General features: G+C 71.3%; 17 protein-coding genes and 1 tRNA gene. 6 read left to right on the top strand and 12 right to left on the bottom strand.

Annotation, left to right across the window (positions count from 1 at the left end):
* Positions 1 to 275 precede the first annotated feature (275 nt).
* The 3 genes from ACZ3TI_RS20685 to ACZ3TI_RS20675 are packed head-to-tail and all read right to left on the bottom strand — an operon-like array spanning position 276 to position 3108.
* Positions 276 to 1235: an ABC transporter ATP-binding protein gene (locus ACZ3TI_RS20685; protein ID WP_465728138.1), complete on the bottom strand. Its 960-nt coding sequence runs from the start codon at positions 1233 to 1235 to the stop codon at positions 276 to 278.
* Between the two features lie 33 nt (positions 1236 to 1268).
* Positions 1269 to 2261, bottom strand: coding sequence for an ABC transporter permease (locus ACZ3TI_RS20680; protein ID WP_465728136.1), 993 nt, complete (start codon positions 2259 to 2261; stop codon positions 1269 to 1271).
* Positions 2254 to 3108: an ABC transporter permease gene (locus ACZ3TI_RS20675; protein WP_465728134.1), complete on the bottom strand. Its 855-nt coding sequence runs from the start codon at positions 3106 to 3108 to the stop codon at positions 2254 to 2256. The genes ACZ3TI_RS20680 and ACZ3TI_RS20675 overlap by 8 nt, the downstream gene beginning before the upstream one ends.
* Before the next feature lie 283 nt (positions 3109 to 3391).
* Here ACZ3TI_RS20675 and ACZ3TI_RS20670 point away from each other — a divergent pair, with 283 nt between their 5' ends.
* Positions 3392 to 5719, top strand: a complete 2328-nt coding sequence (locus tag ACZ3TI_RS20670) for a transglycosylase domain-containing protein (RefSeq protein WP_465728132.1) — start codon at positions 3392 to 3394, stop codon at positions 5717 to 5719.
* A gap of 4 nt (positions 5720 to 5723) precedes the next feature.
* On the opposite strand, the gene ACZ3TI_RS20665 is transcribed toward ACZ3TI_RS20670, so the two are convergent.
* Both ACZ3TI_RS20665 and ACZ3TI_RS20660 read right to left on the bottom strand, forming a co-directional pair.
* A complete protein-coding gene (locus tag ACZ3TI_RS20665) occupies positions 5724 to 6905 on the bottom strand; it encodes a winged helix DNA-binding domain-containing protein (protein ID WP_465728130.1) in 1182 nt (393 codons plus the stop codon).
* Positions 6902 to 7813 carry a LysR family transcriptional regulator gene (locus ACZ3TI_RS20660; protein WP_465728128.1) on the bottom strand — a complete coding sequence of 304 codons (912 nt, stop codon included), beginning with the start codon at positions 7811 to 7813 and terminating at the stop codon, positions 6902 to 6904. The genes ACZ3TI_RS20665 and ACZ3TI_RS20660 overlap by 4 nt, the downstream gene beginning before the upstream one ends.
* Before the next feature lie 141 nt (positions 7814 to 7954).
* Between ACZ3TI_RS20660 and ACZ3TI_RS20655 the strand changes: the two genes are divergently transcribed.
* Entirely contained in the window at positions 7955 to 8674 is a 720-nt protein-coding gene (locus ACZ3TI_RS20655) for an SDR family oxidoreductase (RefSeq protein WP_465728126.1), read from the top strand.
* Between the two features lie 35 nt (positions 8675 to 8709).
* On the opposite strand, the gene ACZ3TI_RS20650 is transcribed toward ACZ3TI_RS20655, so the two are convergent.
* Together ACZ3TI_RS20650 and ACZ3TI_RS20645 are read right to left on the bottom strand one after the other, a co-directional pair.
* A complete protein-coding gene (locus tag ACZ3TI_RS20650; protein WP_049655715.1) occupies positions 8710 to 9012 on the bottom strand; it encodes a GroES family chaperonin in 303 nt (100 codons plus the stop codon).
* Between the two features lie 197 nt (positions 9013 to 9209).
* A complete protein-coding gene (locus tag ACZ3TI_RS20645) occupies positions 9210 to 9569 on the bottom strand; it encodes a DUF3618 domain-containing protein (protein WP_465728124.1) in 360 nt (119 codons plus the stop codon).
* Between the two features lie 155 nt (positions 9570 to 9724).
* Between ACZ3TI_RS20645 and bcp the strand changes: the two genes are divergently transcribed.
* Positions 9725 to 10198, top strand: a complete 474-nt coding sequence (gene bcp, locus ACZ3TI_RS20640) for a thioredoxin-dependent thiol peroxidase (protein ID WP_465728122.1) — start codon at positions 9725 to 9727, stop codon at positions 10196 to 10198.
* A gap of 93 nt (positions 10199 to 10291) precedes the next feature.
* Here bcp and ACZ3TI_RS20635 read toward each other — a convergent pair whose 3' ends face one another.
* Positions 10292 to 12724, bottom strand: a complete 2433-nt coding sequence (locus ACZ3TI_RS20635) for a chitinase C-terminal domain-containing protein (RefSeq protein WP_465728120.1) — start codon at positions 12722 to 12724, stop codon at positions 10292 to 10294.
* Positions 12725 to 12940: 216 nt separating this feature from the next.
* On the opposite strand from ACZ3TI_RS20635, the gene ACZ3TI_RS20630 reads away from it, so the two are divergent.
* Positions 12941 to 13804, top strand: a complete 864-nt coding sequence (locus ACZ3TI_RS20630) for an HNH endonuclease (protein WP_465728118.1) — start codon at positions 12941 to 12943, stop codon at positions 13802 to 13804.
* Positions 13805 to 13816: 12 nt separating this feature from the next.
* Positions 13817 to 13904 (top strand) — tRNA-Leu (locus ACZ3TI_RS20625).
* A gap of 74 nt (positions 13905 to 13978) precedes the next feature.
* Here the strand turns inward: ACZ3TI_RS20625 and rdgB are convergent.
* The 4 genes from rdgB to ACZ3TI_RS20605 all read right to left on the bottom strand — a co-directional run bounded on the left by rdgB (position 13979) and on the right by ACZ3TI_RS20605 (position 16240).
* Positions 13979 to 14584: an RdgB/HAM1 family non-canonical purine NTP pyrophosphatase gene (gene rdgB / locus ACZ3TI_RS20620; RefSeq protein ID WP_465728116.1), complete on the bottom strand. Its 606-nt coding sequence runs from the start codon at positions 14582 to 14584 to the stop codon at positions 13979 to 13981.
* Positions 14585 to 14615: 31 nt separating this feature from the next.
* On the bottom strand, positions 14616 to 15005 hold the full coding sequence (locus ACZ3TI_RS20615) for a hypothetical protein (protein ID WP_465728114.1): 390 nt from the start codon (positions 15003 to 15005) through the stop codon (positions 14616 to 14618).
* 165 nt (positions 15006 to 15170) lie between these two features.
* The gene (gene rph, locus ACZ3TI_RS20610; RefSeq protein ID WP_465728112.1) at positions 15171 to 15896 is read right to left on the bottom strand and encodes a ribonuclease PH; all 726 of its coding nucleotides are present in this window, start codon (positions 15894 to 15896) and stop codon (positions 15171 to 15173) included.
* 110 nt (positions 15897 to 16006) lie between these two features.
* Positions 16007 to 16240, bottom strand: a complete 234-nt coding sequence (locus tag ACZ3TI_RS20605) for a PTS sugar transporter subunit IIB (protein WP_465728110.1) — start codon at positions 16238 to 16240, stop codon at positions 16007 to 16009.
* A 406-nt stretch (positions 16241 to 16646) separates the two neighbouring features.
* Here ACZ3TI_RS20605 and ACZ3TI_RS20600 point away from each other — a divergent pair, with 406 nt between their 5' ends.
* Positions 16647 to 17936: a PTS transporter subunit EIIC gene (locus ACZ3TI_RS20600; protein WP_465728108.1), complete on the top strand. Its 1290-nt coding sequence runs from the start codon at positions 16647 to 16649 to the stop codon at positions 17934 to 17936.
* Positions 17937 to 18261 lie beyond the last annotated feature (325 nt).

Raw genomic sequence — 18261 nt, 5'->3', positions numbered from 1 at the left:
TTGCTCACCCCGCGCAGCACCAGGTGCGGCATGGTGTCGTAGGCCGCGACCACCACGGTCACGTCGGGTACGGCCATCGGGCGGCGGGCCTCCGGTTCACGGTGCGGGGCGGGTGACGCACGGTCAACCCGTCCACCCGCCGGGGAGTCACGTGCCCTCCCCGGACGGGTGACGCCACCTGAACGCGCAGCCGGTCGGGCGCCCGACCGGCCCGGCCCATCGGCCCGGCCCATCGGCTCGGCCCGTCGGCCCGGTCCTCCGACCCGGCCCGCCGCTCAGCCGATCGCGACCTCGGCGTACATCCGGGCGATCACGTCCTCGATGGCGGGCTCGCGCACCGACAGGTCCACCAGCGGGTACCGCTCCGCGACCGCCGCCACGATCGGTGCGGCGCTCTGCTGCGCCGGGAAGGCCAGCCATTGGCGCGGCCCCTCGACCTTGACCACCCGGGCCCCAGCCACCTCGATCGCGGGCCGGGCCTCGGCGAGGTCCACCACCAGGGTCCGCTCGCTGCGCCCGGTGGTGTGCAGGCCTTCCAGCCCGCCGTCGTACACCACCCGGCCGTGGTCGATCACCATGACCCGGTCGCAGAGCTGCTCGATGTCGGTCAGGTCGTGGGTGGTGAGCAGCACCGTGGTGCCGCGGTCGCGGTTGACCTCGCGCAGGAACTCACGGACCTTGCCCTTGCTCACCACGTCCAGGCCGATGGTCGGCTCGTCCAGGTAGAGCACCTGCGGGTCGTGCAGCAGCGCGGCGGCGAGGTCGCCGCGCATCCGCTGGCCGAGCGAGAGCTGGCGCACCGGGGTGTCCAACAGGCCGCCGAGGTCGAGCAGTTCGACGCAGCGGCCAAGGTTCTCGCGGTACCGCCGGTCGGGGATGCGGTAGATCCGGCGGGCGAGTTCGAAGGAGTCGCGCAGCGGGAGGTCCCACCAGAGGGTGGTGCGCTGGCCGAAGACGACGCCGATCCGGCGGGCCAGCGCGACGCGTTCGCGGGCCGGGTCGACCCCGGCGACGCGCAGCCGCCCCGAGCTGGGGACGAGGATGCCGGTGAGCATCTTGATGGTGGTGGACTTGCCGGCGCCGTTGGGCCCGATGTAGCCGACGCACTCGCCGGCGTCGACGGTGAAGCTGAGCCCGTCCACCGCGCGCACCTCGCGCTTGGTGCGGGTGAACCGGCCCGCGCGGGCCCGTACGGTGAAGTTGCGGCGGACGTCCTGCAGTTCGATCAGTGCCATGGAACCTGGAACCTCCTTGAGAATGTGGTGAGTTCAGCTGCCGGTGCCGCGGTAGGCACGCAGTCCGGCGCGCCAGGCGAGCCCGGCGGCGGCCAGGCAGAGGGCGGCGGCGACCGGCGAGGCGTACTGGAAGGCGGTGGGCAGGCCGAGCGGGTCCGGCCGGTCGAGGATGCGCAGCGCGGGCAGCCAGTTGACGAAGGCCAGCGGGACGCCGAAGACCACCCCGGCGACGAGCTCCTTGGCGAAGATGGTCGGCGGGTAGTGCAGCAGGGTCGCGCCGCCGTAGGTGAAGGAGTTCTGGATCTCCTTGGACTCGCCCCACCAGAACTGGACGGTGGCGCCGCCGATGTAGATCGCGCCGAAGATGACGCTGCCGCAGGCCAGCAGGACGGGCACCAGCAGCACCCGGTCCCAGGTCCAGTGCACGTCCAGGGCGGCCAGCGACCAGACGAGCACCGCCGCGGCCTGGAGCGGACGGCCCAGCCGGCGCAGCGAGAAGCGTTCGGCGCACAGCTGGGAGAGCGCGGGCGCGGGGCGGATCAGCATGGTGTCCAGCGAGCCGTTGACGATCCGCGCGCCGAGGCTGTCGGCCGAGCCGACCAACAGGTTGGCGATGCCGAGGGAGAAGGTCGCGGTGGCGTACAGGAAGGCGATCTCCGGCAGGGTCCAGCCGCCCAGCCGGTCGGTGTGCCGGAACATGATGACCAGCACGACGAAGTCGAGGGAGTGGGTGACCAGGGCGGCCATCAGGTTCAGCGCGAAGGAGGCCCGGTAGGCCATCATCGAGCGCATCCACATCCGGGCGCAGAGCCACCAGGAGCGGACCGCCCAGGCGGCACGGGGGACGAAGCGCTCCCGCACGAGCCGCTGTCCCACGAACTGCTCCCCCACGAGCTGCTCCTCGGCGGACCGTTCCCCGACGGGCCGTTCCCCGACGGGCCGCTCCCCCACGGGCCGCTCCCCCACGGACTGCTCCCCCACGAACTGCTCCCCGGCGAACTGCTCCCCGGCGAGCTGCTCAGCCACCCTGCACCACCACCCGGCGGGTCGCCAGCCACTGCGCGCCCCGTCCGGCGGCGAGCAGGACGGCGGCCCAGGCGATCTGGAAGCCGAATGCCCCGAGCAGGGCGCTGCCGCCCGCGCGCTCCAGGAAGACGTCCGTCGGCACCTTGACCAGCGCGGCCCAGGGCAGCACCCGGCCGAGGTCGCCGAGCCAACCGGGGAAGAGCGCGATCGGCAGCAGCATCCCGGAGAAGAACATCGAGACCACCAGCATGACCGAGCGCACGCCCTCCGAGTCGTGCAGCCAGAAGCCGGTGATCGAGACCAGGAAGCGCAGCCCGAAGCTGACCACCACCGCGAGCAGCACCGAGAGCAGGAAGAACGCCCAGGTCAGCGGCTGCTCAGGCATCCGGGCGCGGAACACCAGGGCGCCCACCAGCAGCGGTACGGTGCCGCGGACGAGCAGCTGGAAGGCGGCCCGGCCGAGGTCGGTGGCCAGCCACCAGCCCTGGAAGTCGACCGGGCGGTAGAGGTCGACGGCGATGTCGCCGCTGCGGAAGCGGTCCTGGACGTCGTCCTGGAAGCCGCCGCCCCACACCGCGACGGTGACCAGCAGGCCCTGGCTGACCCAGATGTAGGTGACGGCCTGGCTCTGGTCGTAGCCGCCGAGGTTGGGGCGGGCCTGCCAGAGGGCGAGGAAGGAGGAGGCGAGGATGACGCCGAAGACGGTGTTGGTGAAGGTGCCGGCCAGGGTGGCGGCCCGGTAGGTGGAGTAGCGGCGGAAGGCGCCTCGGGCGACGGCCAGGTAGAGCCCGGGGGCGGAGCCGGCGGTACTGGGGGGCTTCGCCTCCGAGGTGTCCACATTCTGCATATTGTCTCCTTGTCGACAAATGCGGGCAGACGGCTGCCCGCCCGTGCATCGGCGCACGACCCAGCGGCTCCGACCGGCCGGACCCAGGGGTGCCGGGGCCGGACTGGCGGAGCTGCCGAAGTGAGTGCGCTATGTGGTTTGCACCTTTCACCGTACCTCCGGGCCTCGTGACCCGCACCCGTATTTCGGGCGCACCCCGGGGCGTACGCACCGTCCGATGCAACCTCGCAGTTCAGAGCCACTGCCACCACTGAGCGGACGTCAAATAGCACATAATCGCGGCATGACCTTGAGCACCCGACGCCAGGCCAGACGGGCCGCCCGCCGTGAGGCCCGCCGCGCCCTCCCGCTCTGGCGCCGGCTCCTGCCCACCTGGCGGATCACCCTCGGCACCCTCGGCTCGCTGTTCCTGCTCGCCGTCGGCGCCTTCGCCGTGCTCTACGTCATCGTCCCGGTGCCCGACCCCAACGCCCACGCCGTCGCCCAGAACAACATCTACCTCTACGCCGACGGCACCACCGAGATCGCCCGCACCGGCGCCGTCAACCGCACCGACGTCACCATCGACCAGATCCCGCTGCAGACCCAGCAGGCCGCCGTCTCCGCCGAGGACCGCACCTTCTACCAGAACCGCGGCATCGACCTGACGGGCATGGTCCGGGCCGGCTGGAACACCCTCCTCGGCAAGGGCATGCAGGGCGGATCCACCATCACCCAGCAGTACGTCAAGAACTACTACCTGACCCAGAACCAGACCATCGAACGCAAGGGCCGCGAACTCCTCATCGCCCTCAAGGTCGACCAGCAGCGCGACAAGAAGGACATCCTCGCCGGATACCTCAACAGCAGCTACTACGGCCGCGGCGCCTACGGCATCCAGAGCGCCGCCCACGCCTACTACGGCGTCGACGTCTCCCAGCTCACCCTCACCCAGGGCGCCTACCTCGCCTCCCTGCTCCAGGCCCCCAGCCTCTACGACGTCAAGACCGCCACCCCCGCCAACCGCGAGAAGGCCGTCGCCCGCTGGAACTACACCCTCGACGGCATGGTCCAGCTCGGCTTCCTCACCACCGCCGACCGCACCGCCGCCACCTTCCCCGAACCGATCGACCCCCAGCCCGCCACCGGCCTCGCCGGCCAGGCCGGCTACCTCGTCGGCGTCGCCGACGACTACCTGATCTCCTCCGGCACCATCGACGCCGCCACCCTCAAAGCCGGCGGCTGGCGCATCACCACCACCTTCGACAAGCCCCGCCAGGACGCCTTCGTCAAGGCCGTCCAGGACGAACTCACCGGCGAACTCGACCCCAGGTCCCGCCCCACCACCGACACCGACGTCCGCGTCGCCGGCGCCTCCGTCGAACCCGCCACCGGCCGCGTCGTCGCCGTCTACGGCGGCCCCGACTACGCCAAGCAGCCCTACAACGACGCGCTGCGCCAGGACAACCAGATCGGCTCCACCTTCAAACCGATCGACCTCGCCGCCGGACTGCTCGCCCAGCACACCCTCGACGGCCGTCCCATCACCACCGAGTCCCACTACGACGGCACCAGCGAACGCCCCGTCACCGGCGGCCCCACCCCGTACGCCCCGCCCAACGAGGACGACATCGACTACGGCAGCGTCTCCCTGCGCTACGCCATGATGAAGTCCGTCAACTCCGTGTACGCGCAGGAGGGCGTCGACGCCGGACTCGCCCGCGTCCGGGACACCGCCGTCAAGCTCGGCATCCCCGACAGCGTCCGCGGCATGGACCCGGCCAACACCTCGATGACCCTCGGCACCGCCACCCCCAGCGCCCTCGACCTGGCCGGCGCCTACGCCACCCTCGCCGACCACGGCCAGGCACACACCCCCTGGTCCGTCCAGAAGCTCGAACGCGTCAACCCCGGCGGCGAGATCGACGTCCCCAAGATGCCCGAGCACAACCCCACCGACGCCATCGGCCGCACCGTCGCCGACTCCGTCACCGACGTCCTGCGCGACGTCGTCAGCCCACGCGGCACCGGCGCCGCCGCCCTCGACCTCGGCCGCCCCGCCGCCGGCAAGACCGGCACCACCGACTCCAACCTCTCCGCCTGGTTCGCCGGCTACACCCCCGAACTCACCACCACCGTCGGCCTGTTCCGCGAGAACCCGAAGACCCACGCCAAGGAGCCGCTGGCCGGCACCGCCGGACTCGCCCGGATCAACGGCGGCGCCATCCCCACCAAGATCTGGACCGCCTACATGACCGCCGCCCTCGACGGCACACCCACGCAGCAGTTCGACCTGCAGACCGGCCACGACGACCCCGGCACTGACACCTGGCCCACCCCCACCGCCGGCACCACCCCCAGCGCCGGCAGGACCCCGACCACCGGCGGCGCGCCCACCACCACCCCCGCAACCGGCGCCGCCCCCACCCACGCCCCCACCGCACCCGCCCCCACCGGCGCCCCCGACCCCGGCCCGACCACCCCCAGCCCGCAGGCCCCCCAGCCCACGCCCAGCCATGAACAGCCCAGCCCCACCCCCCGGCCCACCCCGACCCGGGCACCCCAGCCCACCACCGAGCCCACCACCACCGGCGGGCCCGCCACCCACCCGGTCGCGACACCCACCCCGTAGGGCGCTACCGCTTCGCCGCCAACTCCCGCTCCACCGGCGTCCGGAACCGCGGCGTCACCCGCACCTCGCCCAGCCAGCCCGCCAACCGCTCCGCCTCCGCCTCGACCGCCCCCCGGGCCTGCGCCCCGACGTCCCGGAACAGCCGCCACACCACCTCGCCGTCCGCCCGCTGCGCCCAGCCGCCCACCACCTCACCGCACCACCACACCGTCGGCCCGGCATTGCCCGCCCGGTCGAACAGCGACGGCACGTCCTCCGGCCGCAGGTACCAGTCCCGCCCGCGCCAGCCCATCACCGCCGGGTCCAGCGCCGGCAGCAGCGCCGCCCACGGCTCCGGCTCCGCCACCGGCGCCTCATCGCCCGGCAGCACCAGCCCGGCCGCACCGCCCGCCAGCTCCACACCCTGCGCGTCGACGTCCGCCAGCGCCTTGCGGACGTCCCCCAGCGTCCAGCCCGTCCACCACTTCACGTCCTCCACCGTCGCCGGACCGTACGCGGCCAGCCAGCGGCGCACCACCTCCGCCTTCGCCTCCCGCACCGGCACGTCGGGCCACTGCGGCACCAGCGCCCACGGGTAGCTGCTGCTCAGCCACGAGCCACGCGGCCGGCAGCGCCGCACGTGCCCGTCCGAGGCCAGCACCCGCAGCAGCCGGCTGCCCACGCTCTGCTTCGCCTCGTACGCCTTGCCCGCCGACATCAGCATCGTCTCGCGCAACTGCGGGACGTCGTCGCCGAGTTCCTTCGTCGTCGCCTCGCCGCGCGCCGCCAGCGCGGCCAGCACCTCGCGCTCCGTCCCGGCCAGCCGTTCCTCGCTCCAGCCCTCGGCGTGGTCCCGCAGGTGCTTGAGCAGCGTCGCCCGCTCCTTCAGCGCGATCGCCCGCGCCGCCGCCGAACTCACGTACGGGGCGAAGCCCTCCGTCACCGCGAAGATCGTCCGCCGCATCGACAGCAGCTTCACCAGGGAGACGTCCTCGTACAGCGCCCGGTCCACCTCCGCCGCCGACGGACCGGCCAGCCGCGCGCACGCCGACAGGTACACCGTCGCCGCATCCGTCGCGTGCAGCCCGACCACCGCGTCGGCCACGTCCTCCACCCGCGCCGCCCGCACCGAGGGCGCCAACAACTGCCGCCGCCCCAACCGGGCCCGCCGCTCCCCGTCACCGATCACCGGCACACGCCTCGTCATGGCGCGACCCTAGGCCCTGCCACCGACAACTCCGGCCCGGCGCCGCCGGCGGCGAGCTCCGCAGCCAGCTCCGCGAACTCCGCCAGCAGCGGCGACGTCCGCCCCGCCGCCCACGCCAGGCACACCCGATTGGGCGCGATGTCCGAGATCGGCACGTGCACCACGTCCGAGCGGGTGTAGAACGCCGCCACCGACAGCGGCAGCACCACCATCCCCTCGTGCGCCGCCACGTACTCCAGCTTCTCCTCCACGGTGTCCGCACTCGGCCGGGCCCGCTCCGGCCGCCGCCCCGCCGGCACCGGCAGATCCCGCCACTCCGGCACCGCGTCCGGATCCTGCAGCAGCCGCTCATCACCCAACTCCGCCATCCGCACCGACGGTTCACCCGCCAACCGGTGCCCCGCCGGCAACGCCACCACCCGCGGCTCGGCGAACAACGGGCGCAGCGCCAGCCCCCGCTGGTCCACCGGCAACCGCACGAACGACACATCCACCCGGCCGTCCAGCACCACCTGCGCCTGGTCCCGCCAGGACGTCCGGACCACGTCCACCGCCAGCCCCGGATGCCGCCCGCACATCGCCCGCGCCACCGCCGTCACTGTGATCCCCGGCATGAACCCCACCACGAACCGCGTCCGGTCGTCCGCCGACCGCCCCACCCGGCGCCGCAACGCCTCCGCCGCCGCCAGCAACGGCGGCGCGTCCTCCAGCAACTGCCGCCCCGCACACGTCAGTTCCGTCGACCGCCGATCCCGCCGGAACAGCTGCGCACCGAACTCCGCCTCCAGCGCCCGGATCTGCCGGGACAACACCGGCTGCGCGATGTGCAACTCCGCCGCCGCCCGCCCGAAATGCAGCTGCCGCGCCACCGCCACGAAGTACCGCAGCTTCCGCAGATCGACGTCCATCGCCCGCCCTCCGGCTCCCCACCTCGACTGATACCCCGAGGGTATGACAGCGGACGGAACAAGTCTTGGACGCCACCGCCCGCGCGACGCAGGATCGAACCACCTCCCCCGAACCGCTCCCGCAGCCCGAAAGGCACCACCATGCCCCTCACCGACCAGCGCGTCGTCGTCCTCGGCGGCACCTCCGGCATCGGCCTCGCCACCGCCGACCTCGCCGCCCGCCGCGGCGCCCGGGTCACCGTCGTCTCCAGCCGCACCGACAGCACTGAACGCGCCCTCGCCACCCTGCCCGCCGGCACCACCGCCGAGACCGCCGACCTCACCGACAGCGACCGGGTCACCGACCTCTTCGACCGCCTCGGCCCCCTCGACCACCTGGTCTTCACCGCCGGCGAACCACTCGCCCTGATGCCCCTCGACGACCTCGACCTCGACGCCGCCCGCCGCTTCTTCACCCTGCGCTACTTCGGCGCCCTCGACGCCGTCCGCGCCGCCGCACCCCGGCTGCGCCCCGGCGGCTCGGTCACCCTCACCTCCGGCACCGCGGGCCTGCGGCCGGGACCGGGCTGGAGCGTCGCCGCGAGCATCTGCGGCGCGATCGAGTCCCTGGTCCGGGCTCTGGCCGTCGAACTCGCCCCGATCCGGATCAACGCCGTCCGGGCCGGCATGGTCCGCACCCCGCTCTGGTCCGGCCTGCCGGACACCGATCGCGAACAGCTCTACGCCGCGACCGCCGCCGCCCTCCCCCTCGGCCGGATCGGCGACCCCGAGGAGGCCGCCGAGGCCTACGCCTACCTCATGGAGCAGCGCTTCGCCACCGGCACCGTCGTCACCGTGGACGGCGGCGCACTGGTGGCCTGAGCGCCGCCCACCACCCCGTCACAGGTACAGCCCGGTCACAGGTACAGCCCGGTCGAACCCTCCGTGTCACCGAAGCGGGTCGCCGCCACCGCGTGCAGGTCGCGCTCGCGCAGCAGCACGTAGGTGGCGCCCCGGACCTCGACCTCCAGCTTGTCCTCCGGGTCGTACAGCACCCGGTCGCCTGGCTCCACCGAGCGCACGCTCTGGCCGACGGCCACGGCTTCCGCCCACGTGCACCTCTTGCTCAGCTCCGCGGTCGCCGGGATCAGGATGCCGCCCGTCGAGCGGCGCTCGCCCTCGCCGCCCTCGATGCGCACCAGCACGCGGTCGTGCAGCATCCGGATCGGCAGCTTCTCGCCCAGCCGGTCGTGCCGGACGTGCGGGTGGTCGGAGTGGGTCTCGTCGTTCGTACTCACAGTCCCGAAGGTACCGTCCCCGGGCGCGGAGTGTGACTCTGCCCCGGCATGCGGAAGGCCGGGCGCACACCGCGCCCGGCCCTCACCCGCGCTCGCGCGCTCCCGTCCCGGTCCTCGCGTCAGTCCTTGCGGCGCTTGCGGGACGAGGCGACCAGCAGCACCAGGCCGACGCCGACCAGCGCGGCCGGGACGATCCGCTCCGGGCGCGGCTGCCCCTTCTCGTCCACGAACTGCGCCTTGACCTTGTCCACCATGCCGCTGGCGGCCACGTACGCCCGCCCGGCCTTCTCCTCGACGGCTGCCGCCGCCCTGGCCTTGACCTGGGCGGAGATCGTGCTCGGGTGAACGCGTACGGCCAGCTCGTCCAGGGTCTCCGCCAGCCGGTCGCGGGTGCTCGCGATGTCCGCCTCGATCTGGGCGGCCGTCCGCGCCGACTTGTCCTGCGTGCTCGCCTCGCCCACCAGGGCCACCCCATTCACTTGCCGATGTTGATCTGTGCGATCCGTTGCGATCTGTGCGACTGACCCAGTGTGTCAGCTGCCGCGCACGGCCGCGCGGCCCCACCCACCATCGGGGGTAAGTTTGCCGTGGTACGACCGCCCGTCCCAGCAGCACGCACCAGGAGAGTCCACCCATGACTGAGCGTCTCCAGCCCGGCGACACCGCGCCCGCCTTCAGCCTGTCCGACGCCGACGGCAACCAGGTGTCCCTCGCCGACCACGCGGGCCGCAAGGTCATCGTCTACTTCTACCCCAAGGCGCTCACCCCCGGGTGCACCAAGCAGGCCTGCGACTTCACCGACAACCTGGAGGTCTTCGCGGGCGCCGGCTACGACGTCATCGGCATCTCCCCGGACCAGCCGGAGAAGCTCGGCAAGTTCCGCGAGACCGAGAACCTCAAGGTCACCCTGCTCTCCGACCCGGACAACAAGGTCCTGGAGGCGTACGGCGCCTACGGCGAGAAGCAGAACTACGGCCGCACCTACCAGGGCGTGATCCGCTCCACGGTCATCGTCGACGAGCAGGGCAAGGTCGAGCGCGCGCTCTACAACGTCAAGGCCACCGGCCACGTCGCCAAGCTGCTGCGCGACCTCAAGATCGAGGCCTGAGCCGCCCGGCCCCGCACGACGAAGCGGTGGCGGCACACCCCCCGACCGGGTGCACCGCCACCGCGTCCCTCACCTCGGCGGACCGCCGTCAGGTCAGCAGGCCCCGAGGTCGCTCCAGACTCCCCACGCGCCGCTCGCCGTGGGGTCGTCGCCCTTGGTCCACCACTTGTTCTGGTAGTAGTGGCCCTTCCACGACACCTTGGTGGGCGTCGCGTAGGTGGTGCCCGCGTCCCAGCCCGGCGCACCCGCGCAACCGGCCGGCGTGGTCGGCGGCGTCGTGGGCGGAGTGGTGGGAGGCGTGGTCGGCGGGGTGGTCGGCGGCGTCGTGGGAGGCGTGGTCGGCGGGGTCGTACCGCCATCCGTCGCGCCCCGCGTCAGGTCGCCCTTGATCCCGTACAGGGTGCCGCCCACGTTGACCGTCCAGTTCGACGGCGTCGACACCGGCAGGTAGTAGACGAAGTCCATGTCCACCGAGGCCCCCGGCGCCAGCGACTGCCAGCCCGGCAGCTTGACCGACACCCGGTTGTAGGTGCCCTTCAGCCCGCCCACGTTGCCCGGGCCCGGGTTGTCCTGCCGGATCACCTGCAGACCGAACCCGGACTGGTCCTTGGCATTGCCCGGCGCCGAGTTGCCGTAGTCGAACTGGAACTCGGTACCGCCCGGCAGGGTCACCGTCGAGTTGTTGACGATGTGCAGCTTCGGGTTGATCGGGTAGTTCGAGTCGCCCAGCGCGAAGTTGGTGAACGACACGTCGACCGCCAGGGTCTGCTGCGGCAGCGCGATCGTCGAACGGGTCGCACCGTACGGCGCAGCCGACTTGAACGTGTCGTACATCAGCGAGGTCAGCGTCGAACCGGGCACGTACTCGCCCTTGCCGCCGTTCGCCGCGGCGTCCCACTTGTAGTCGCCCGCGAGCTCCCAGATCATCGCACCGCCGGCGCCCTGGTTGACGATGTAGTCCGCCTTGGCGCCCACCGACTGCTCGTCCTCGGTGGAGAGGAACACCTTCTTGGTGTCGTTCCACAGCCACGGTGCCACCAGGGCCGAGCTGTAGTTGCGGGCGTAGGTGCCCTGCAGCGCGGTGTCGCCCACGCCGTACTTGGCGAGGTAGTCGGGCAGGATGCCCTTCTCCAGGTTCTTGGCGTGCCACATCGGGTTCGACCCGGCCGGGGACTCCTTGCCCGCGTCGTCCTTGTCGTTCCAGATGTTGTCGATGCCGACCGCGCCGTCACCGCAGGAGGTCAGACCGGAGCCGACCGGGCAGGTGGTCGCGGACGCCGTGCCCCAGAGACCGTTGGTACCGCCCTGCACGTTCTTGAAACCACGGGTGTAGTACGGCAGGCCGACGTTGATCCGGCCGCCGGGCATCGCGCCGCGAAAGTAGTGGTACGACCAGTCGGCGTTCAGGTAACCGATGCCGCCGTACTGCGCCGCGCCGTACACGTTGGCCGCCGCCAGCTCGCCGTCCTTGCCGTCGTCGAACAGCGAGGCGTTCGGGCCGACGTACTTGTTCCAGGCGCCGTGCAGGTCGTACGACATGATGTTCACGTAGTCCAGGTACTGCGCCACCTGGAAGGTCTCCATGCCGCGCAGCAGGTAGCCGGACGACGGGGCCGCGACCGACAGCAGGTAGTGCCTGCCGTCGGCGGCACCGGCCTTGTCCAGGCTCTCCCGCAGCGTCTTCATCAGGGCCGCGTAGCCCTTGGCCAGCGAGCCGCGCTTGGAGTTGGCGAGCTGCCAGTCCAGCGGGTTGCCGGCGTCCTTCATCGAGGTCGGGTACTCGTAGTCGATGTCGACGCCGTTGAAGCCGTACGTGCGGAGGAAGTCGACCGACGAGGCGGCGAAGGTGTCGATGCCGGCCTGGTTGACGCTGCCGTCCGGGTTGACGGTCGTCGAGTAGAAGCCGCCGGAGTCGACGCGCTTGCCGTCGTCCCCGAAGTAGCCGCCGGTCTCGGTCCAACCGCCCACCGAGATCAGGGTCTTGACGTTCGGGTACTGCTTCTTGAACTTCGTCAGCAGGTTGAAGTGGCCCTTGTAAGGCAGCGTCGGGTCCAGCTCGGCACCGGGCACGCCCGGGAAGGAGATCCCGGTGGCCTCGTTGGTCGGGCCGTCCGTCCCGACGGACAGCTTGTTGTCGCCGCCGACGTGCCCGAAGGCGTAGTTGAGGTGGGTGACCTTGTCCCAGGGGACGTCGCTCACCAGGTACGGCTGGTCGCCGTTCTTGCCGGTGCGCCAGCCGGTGAAGTAGCCGATGATGCGGCGCTGGTGGTCCGCGCCCATCTTCTCGCGCCCGCCGGTGTCGTAGACGGAGCAGTACGGGACGTCCACCCCGGGCGTCCGGTACAGCCCGTCGGGGCGACAGCTCGCGTTGTCGACGGCCGCCGAAGCCTGCGAGGGCGCCGCACCCAGCGTCGCCATCAGCAGCCCGGCCAACGACGCCGCGGCCACCGAGGCCACACCCGCCCGGGCGCCCTTACGACGGACAGCAGCGGTGGGACGCCGCTGCGCCGTGCTTCGGATCAACACTCGGTCCTCCAGGAGAGAGTGTCGGCGCATGCCTGTGGGGGAGCACGCACGTGGGGGGTTGCAATTGGCGCCGAAGCTATGTGGTCTGAACCACATAGGTCAATAGGTCTGTACCAATTGGTCATCAACAGCCAAACATCCGGGAGGCCGTAACCAAACCATCCACCGCTCGTTGACACACCGGGGAAGGGGTTCCACCAGCTCACAGGGGGACCCATGCCGGTCAAGTACACCCGCGAACTGCTGGCCGCACTCGCCGCCGAGTCCAGCAGCGTCAACGAGATGATGCGCAAGCTCGGCGTGCCGATGGCGGGCGGGGCGCAGGACTACCTAAGCAGGCGACTCCGGCACTGCAGCATCGACACCTCGCACTTCGACGAGGGCTCACACGCTTACCCACGGCGCCAGTACACGAGGGAACTGCTAGTCGAGGCAGCAGCTGCCGCAGCCACGCTCGACGAGATGTTGGTCGCGCTCGGCCGCGAGCCCAACCGCGACCGGCGGAAGTACCTGCGTCGCAAGCTCACCGAGTACGGGATCGACACCTCGCACTTCCGCTCAGCCGGAACCGTCTACACCCGGGGACTCCTCCAGGAGGCCGTCTCGGCGTCGCACAGCGTGGCTGGGGTCGTGCGGCACCTCCAACAGCGCCAGGCCGGCGGCACCCAGGGCCACATCGGACGGCGCATCAAGGAGCTCGGTATCGACACATCGCACTTCACCGGACAGGCCCATGCCCGCGGCAAGCGACTCCCCACCAGAATCCCGGCCGAGCGGCTCCTCGTCCAGCGCCCCCCGGACGCCAAGCGGCTTCCCGGCTCGCGAATCCGCAGCGCACTGGCCGAGCTCGGCCGACCCGAGCTGTGTGAGGACTGTGGCACCGGCCCCGAGTGGCGCGGCCGCCCAATGACGCTGGAGGTCGACCACATCAGCGGTGACTGGTCGGACAACCGGCCGGACAACCTCCGGCTGCTCTGCCCGAACTGCCACTCCGTCACTGACACATACTGCGGGCGAAACAAGAACAAGCGCAGAGCACCACACGGAATCGCGGTGTTCCCAGCGGAAGCGAAGCCCTAGACTAGAGGCCAGGCGGCCTTGGCGGAGCTTGGCAGACGCGCCGGACTTAGGATCCGGTGGGGGAAACCCCGTGAGGGTTCGAATCCCTCAGGCCGCACCAGCCTTGCACCTTAAAATCGAAGGCCCACCCCGGGAGGATTCTCCGGGGCGGGCCTTCGTCGTTCCGACTTTCCGTCAGCCCAGGAGCTCCTTGACCACCGGGGCCAGCGCCCGGAAGGCCTGGCCGCGGTGGCTGATGGCGTTCTTCTCGTCCGGCGAGAGCTCCGCGCAGGTGCGGGTTTCGCCGAGGGGCTGGAGGATCGGGTCGTAGCCGAAGCCGCCGTCGCCGGCGGGGGCGGTGCGGAGGGTGCCGAGGAGGCGGCCCTCGACGACGCGCTCGGTGCCGTCCGGCAGCGCGAGGGCGGCGGCGCAGAAGAAGTGGGCGCCGCGGTGCTCGGCGTCGATGTCGGACAGCTGGGCGAGCAGCAGCTCCAGGTTGGCGCGGTCGTCGCCGTGCTTTCCGGCCCAGCGGGCGGAGAAGATGCCGGGTGCGCCGTTGAGGACGTCCACGCAGAGGCCGGAGTCGTCGGCGACGGCGGGCAGGCCGGTGGCGCGGGCCAGGGCGTGGGCCTTGAGCAGGGCGTTCTCGGCGAAGGTGACGCCCGTCTCGGGGACGTCCGGGATCTCCGGGTAGGCGTCGGCGCCGACGAGTTCGACGTCCAGGCCGGCGTCGGTGAGGATGGCGCGCAGCTCGGCGACCTTGTGCTGGTTGCGGGTGGCGAGGATCAGGCGGGTGGACATATCGCCCACCCTACCCAGCGGCGGCGAACCGTCAGCCGGTGCACACCGAGGTGAGGTTGCCGGCGGCGTCGCCGAGCGGCTTGAGGTCGGGGACCTCGTTCCTGTCGGCGGCCCGCTGCACGTTGTCGACCTGCTTCTGCAGGTCCGTCACGGCCTTGGCGACGTCGGTGTTCTTGGAGTTCTTCCCGATCTGGTCCAGGTCGCTCTTGAGCTTCTGGAGTGCCTTCCCGGCGGCTGCCGAGTCGTTGCTCGCGTTGTCGTAGGCCTTGGTGACGTCGGCGAGGTCGCCGGTGATCTTCACGGCGGTGTTGCCGCAGTCGATCGCCTTCTGGGCGGCGGAGCAACTCACCATGCTGAGCGGGAGGATCGCGATGAGTCCGGCCACGGCGAGGGCGGTGGGGCGGGCGATGCTGGACGGCATCCGGTCCTCCTGTGGGGCGCGGGTTCCGTGGTGGGGGACGCGCGCCGGGGGTGCGCGGTTCCCGCAGCGGGGGTGCTGCGGGAACCGTACGGTCTCCGGGCCCGGCCTGTACAGCAGGCCGCGCGCGCGTCCGCTGGTGTCCACGGCGCGGTGGCCCGGCCCGGTTCAGCCTTCGAGGGCCTTGCGCTGGATCTCGTCGAGTTCGGCGCAGCCCAGGGTGCCGAGGTCGAGCAGCCGGTTGAGCAGGTCGCGGTCGAACGGTGCGCCCTCGGCGGTGCCCTGGACCTCGACGAAGCGGCCGTCGGAGGTGCAGACGATGTTCATGTCGGTCTCGGCGCGCACGTCCTCCTCATAGCGGAGGTCGAGCATCGGGACGCCGTCGATGATGCCGACGCTGACGGCGCTGACGCCGCCGGTGATGGGCTGGCCCTTGGCGCGCAGGAGCTTCTTGTCACGGGCCCAGGCGATGGCGTCGACCAGGGCGACGTAGGCGCCGGTGATGGCGGCGGTGCGGGTGCCGCCGTCGGCCTGGAGGACGTCGCAGTCGAGGACGATGGTGTTCTCGGCGAGGGCGCGGTGGTCGATGACGGCGCGCAGCGAGCGGCCGATGAGTCGGCTGATCTCGTGGGTGCGGCCGCCGATGCGTCCCTTGACGGCTTCGCGGTCGCCGCGGGTGTTGGTGGCGCGCGGGAGCATGGAGTACTCGGCGGTGACCCAGCCTTCGCCGCTGCCCTTGCGCCAGCGCGGTACGCCCTCGGTGACGCTGGCGGTGCACAGCACCTTGGTGTCGCCGTAGGAGATGAGGACGGAGCCTTCGGCGTGCTTGCTCCAGCCCCGTTCGATGGTGATGGGGCGGAGCTGTTCGGGGGTGCGGCCGTCGATGCGTGACATAGGCACTGAGCGTAGTCGGTCCGGACGGTGGGGCCGGTCGGGTGCGCCGCGGCCCGCCGTCCCCCGGAGCGGGGCGGCGGGCCGGGGCGGGTGAGCCCGGGTGGCTCAGCTCACATCATGTCCTCGATGTCGGCGGCGATCGGGTCGGCGTCGGTGCCGATGACGACCTGGATCGCGGTGCCCATCTTGACGACGCCGTGGGCGCCGGCGGCCTTGAGGGCGGCCTCGTCGACCAGGGTGGCGTCCTTGACCTCGGTGCGCAGGCGGGTGATGCAGCCCTCGACCTCTTCGATGTTGTCGATGCCGCCCAGACCGGCGACGATCTTCTCAGCCTTGCTGGCCATTCGGTTTCTCCCTCTGTCTCGGCCCGCCGGCCGCTCTGCCGGGTGCCGTCGTGCGCTGTGCTGTGGGGGTCGTCCCTCGGCCGTGGTGCGGCGAGGTCCGTGCCGGTGGCTGACGCGGGTTCAGCTGCGGTCGCGCTGCCGGGCAGCGCGACCAGCATCACCTGCGCCGGTCCGGTTTGCCACGTTAGTCCACTTTCGGCCCATCCCGGCGGGCAGGGCCCCGATCGCCGCCCGAGGATGACGATCAGCGGGGCCGATGTCCCGGAGTGCGGCCTGTGTCCCAAGGTGGTCTACACCAATATATGTGTACTCCGAGGAACGCAGGAAGGACCCCGGGTGTTCCTGGGCCCGCCCGAGGGTCCCGCGGGGGGCCAGCGGCGGGCAACTGCTCCCCGGAGGGTGAAGGATGAGTTCGGCAGGCGCCACGGCTCCGCAGACCACGTGGTGGCACACCTTCTACGGCGGCCTCCAGAAGATGGGCCGTTCGCTGCAGCTGCCGGTGGCCGTCCTCCCCGCGGCGGGCATCCTCAACCGCCTCGGCCAGCCCGACGTGTTCGGCAAGGACGGACTGGGCTGGGACAACGTCGCCAAGGTCTTCGCCGCGGCCGGCGGCGCCCTGCTGGACTCCTCGCTCGGCCTGCCGATGCTGTTCTGCATCGGCGTGGCGATCGGCATGGCCAAGAAGGCGGACGGCTCGACGGCGCTGGCGGCCGTGGTCGGCTTCCTCGTCTACTACCGGGTCCTGCACGCCTTCCCGGAGCACTGCAAGCCGCCGACCGTCCCGGTCGGCGAGCAGTGCGTGGACTACACCTCGGCGAAGGCGGCCGTCGCGACGTACCAGAACCCGGGGGTGCTGGGCGGCATCCTGATGGGGCTGATGTCGGCCTGGCTGTGGGTGCGGTTCCACCGCACCAAGCTGGTGGACTGGCTGGGCTTCTTCAACGGCCGCCGCCTGGTGCCGATGATCACCGCCCTGGTCGGCATGCTGCTCGCCGTCCTCGCGCTCTGGGTCTGGCCGCCGATCGGCCGCGGCCTCAACGACTTCTCGCAGAGCCTGGCCGATCTCGGCGCGGGCGGTGCCGGCATCTTCGGCCTGTTCAACCGGGCGTTGCTGCTGATCGGCATGCACCAGCTGCTGAACACCTTCGTCTGGTTCCAGTTCGGCGAGTTCACCAAGGCCGACGGCACGATCGTGCACGGCGACATCCCGCGCTTCCTGGCGGGCGACCCGACGGCCGGCCAGTTCCAGTCCGGCTTCTTCCCGATCATGATGTTCGCGCTGCCCGCCGCCGCACTCGCGATCGCGCACTCCGCCAAGCCGCACCGCCGCAAGGAGATCTACGGCCTGATGCTCTCGGTCGGCCTGACCTCCTTCGTCACCGGGGTCACCGAGCCGATCGAGTACTCCTTCGCGTACATCGCCCCGGCCCTGTACGCCGTGCACGCCCTGCTGACCGGTGCCTCGATGGCGGTGACCTGGGGGCTCGGGGTGCACGACGGGTTCAGTTTCTCGGCCGGCCTGATCGACTACGTGATCAACTGGGGGCTGGCCACCAAGCCGTGGCTGATCCTCGTCATCGGCGCCTGCTTCGCCGTCGTGTACTACGCGCTCTTCCGGTTCATCATCGTCAAATTCGACCTGAAAACCCCGGGGCGGGAGGACGAGACCGAGGTCGAGGACGTCACCAAGGCCTGAAACAGAGCGTCACCGGACCGTCTCGCAATGGCCCTCGGACCCGTCGGTCCGGGGGCCTTCGGCTTTTCCGTAAAGGACCGACGTCCCTGGCCGGGCACGCTGTGCTTTTGTTGCGCAATTAGCCAAAATCCCAATCACGACGGGTAATCATGATCGTCGTCCGGTAAGTAGGTTTCGATTTCATAGCGCTTCCCGGCGGCACCGCTTTCCGGGGTTCCTCGGCTTCTCCACCCGTGCTACAAAACTGGTCTACACCACGCGTGGTGTAGACCAGTTCGCGGTTCGGCCCCCTGTGCCTTCCCCCGACCGACCGCCATGCCGTTAG

The organism is Kitasatospora sp. NPDC023120 (assembly GCF_055560835.1).
Note: the sequence above shows the minus strand (reverse complement) of the source record. Positions and strands in the feature narration are given on the sequence as shown.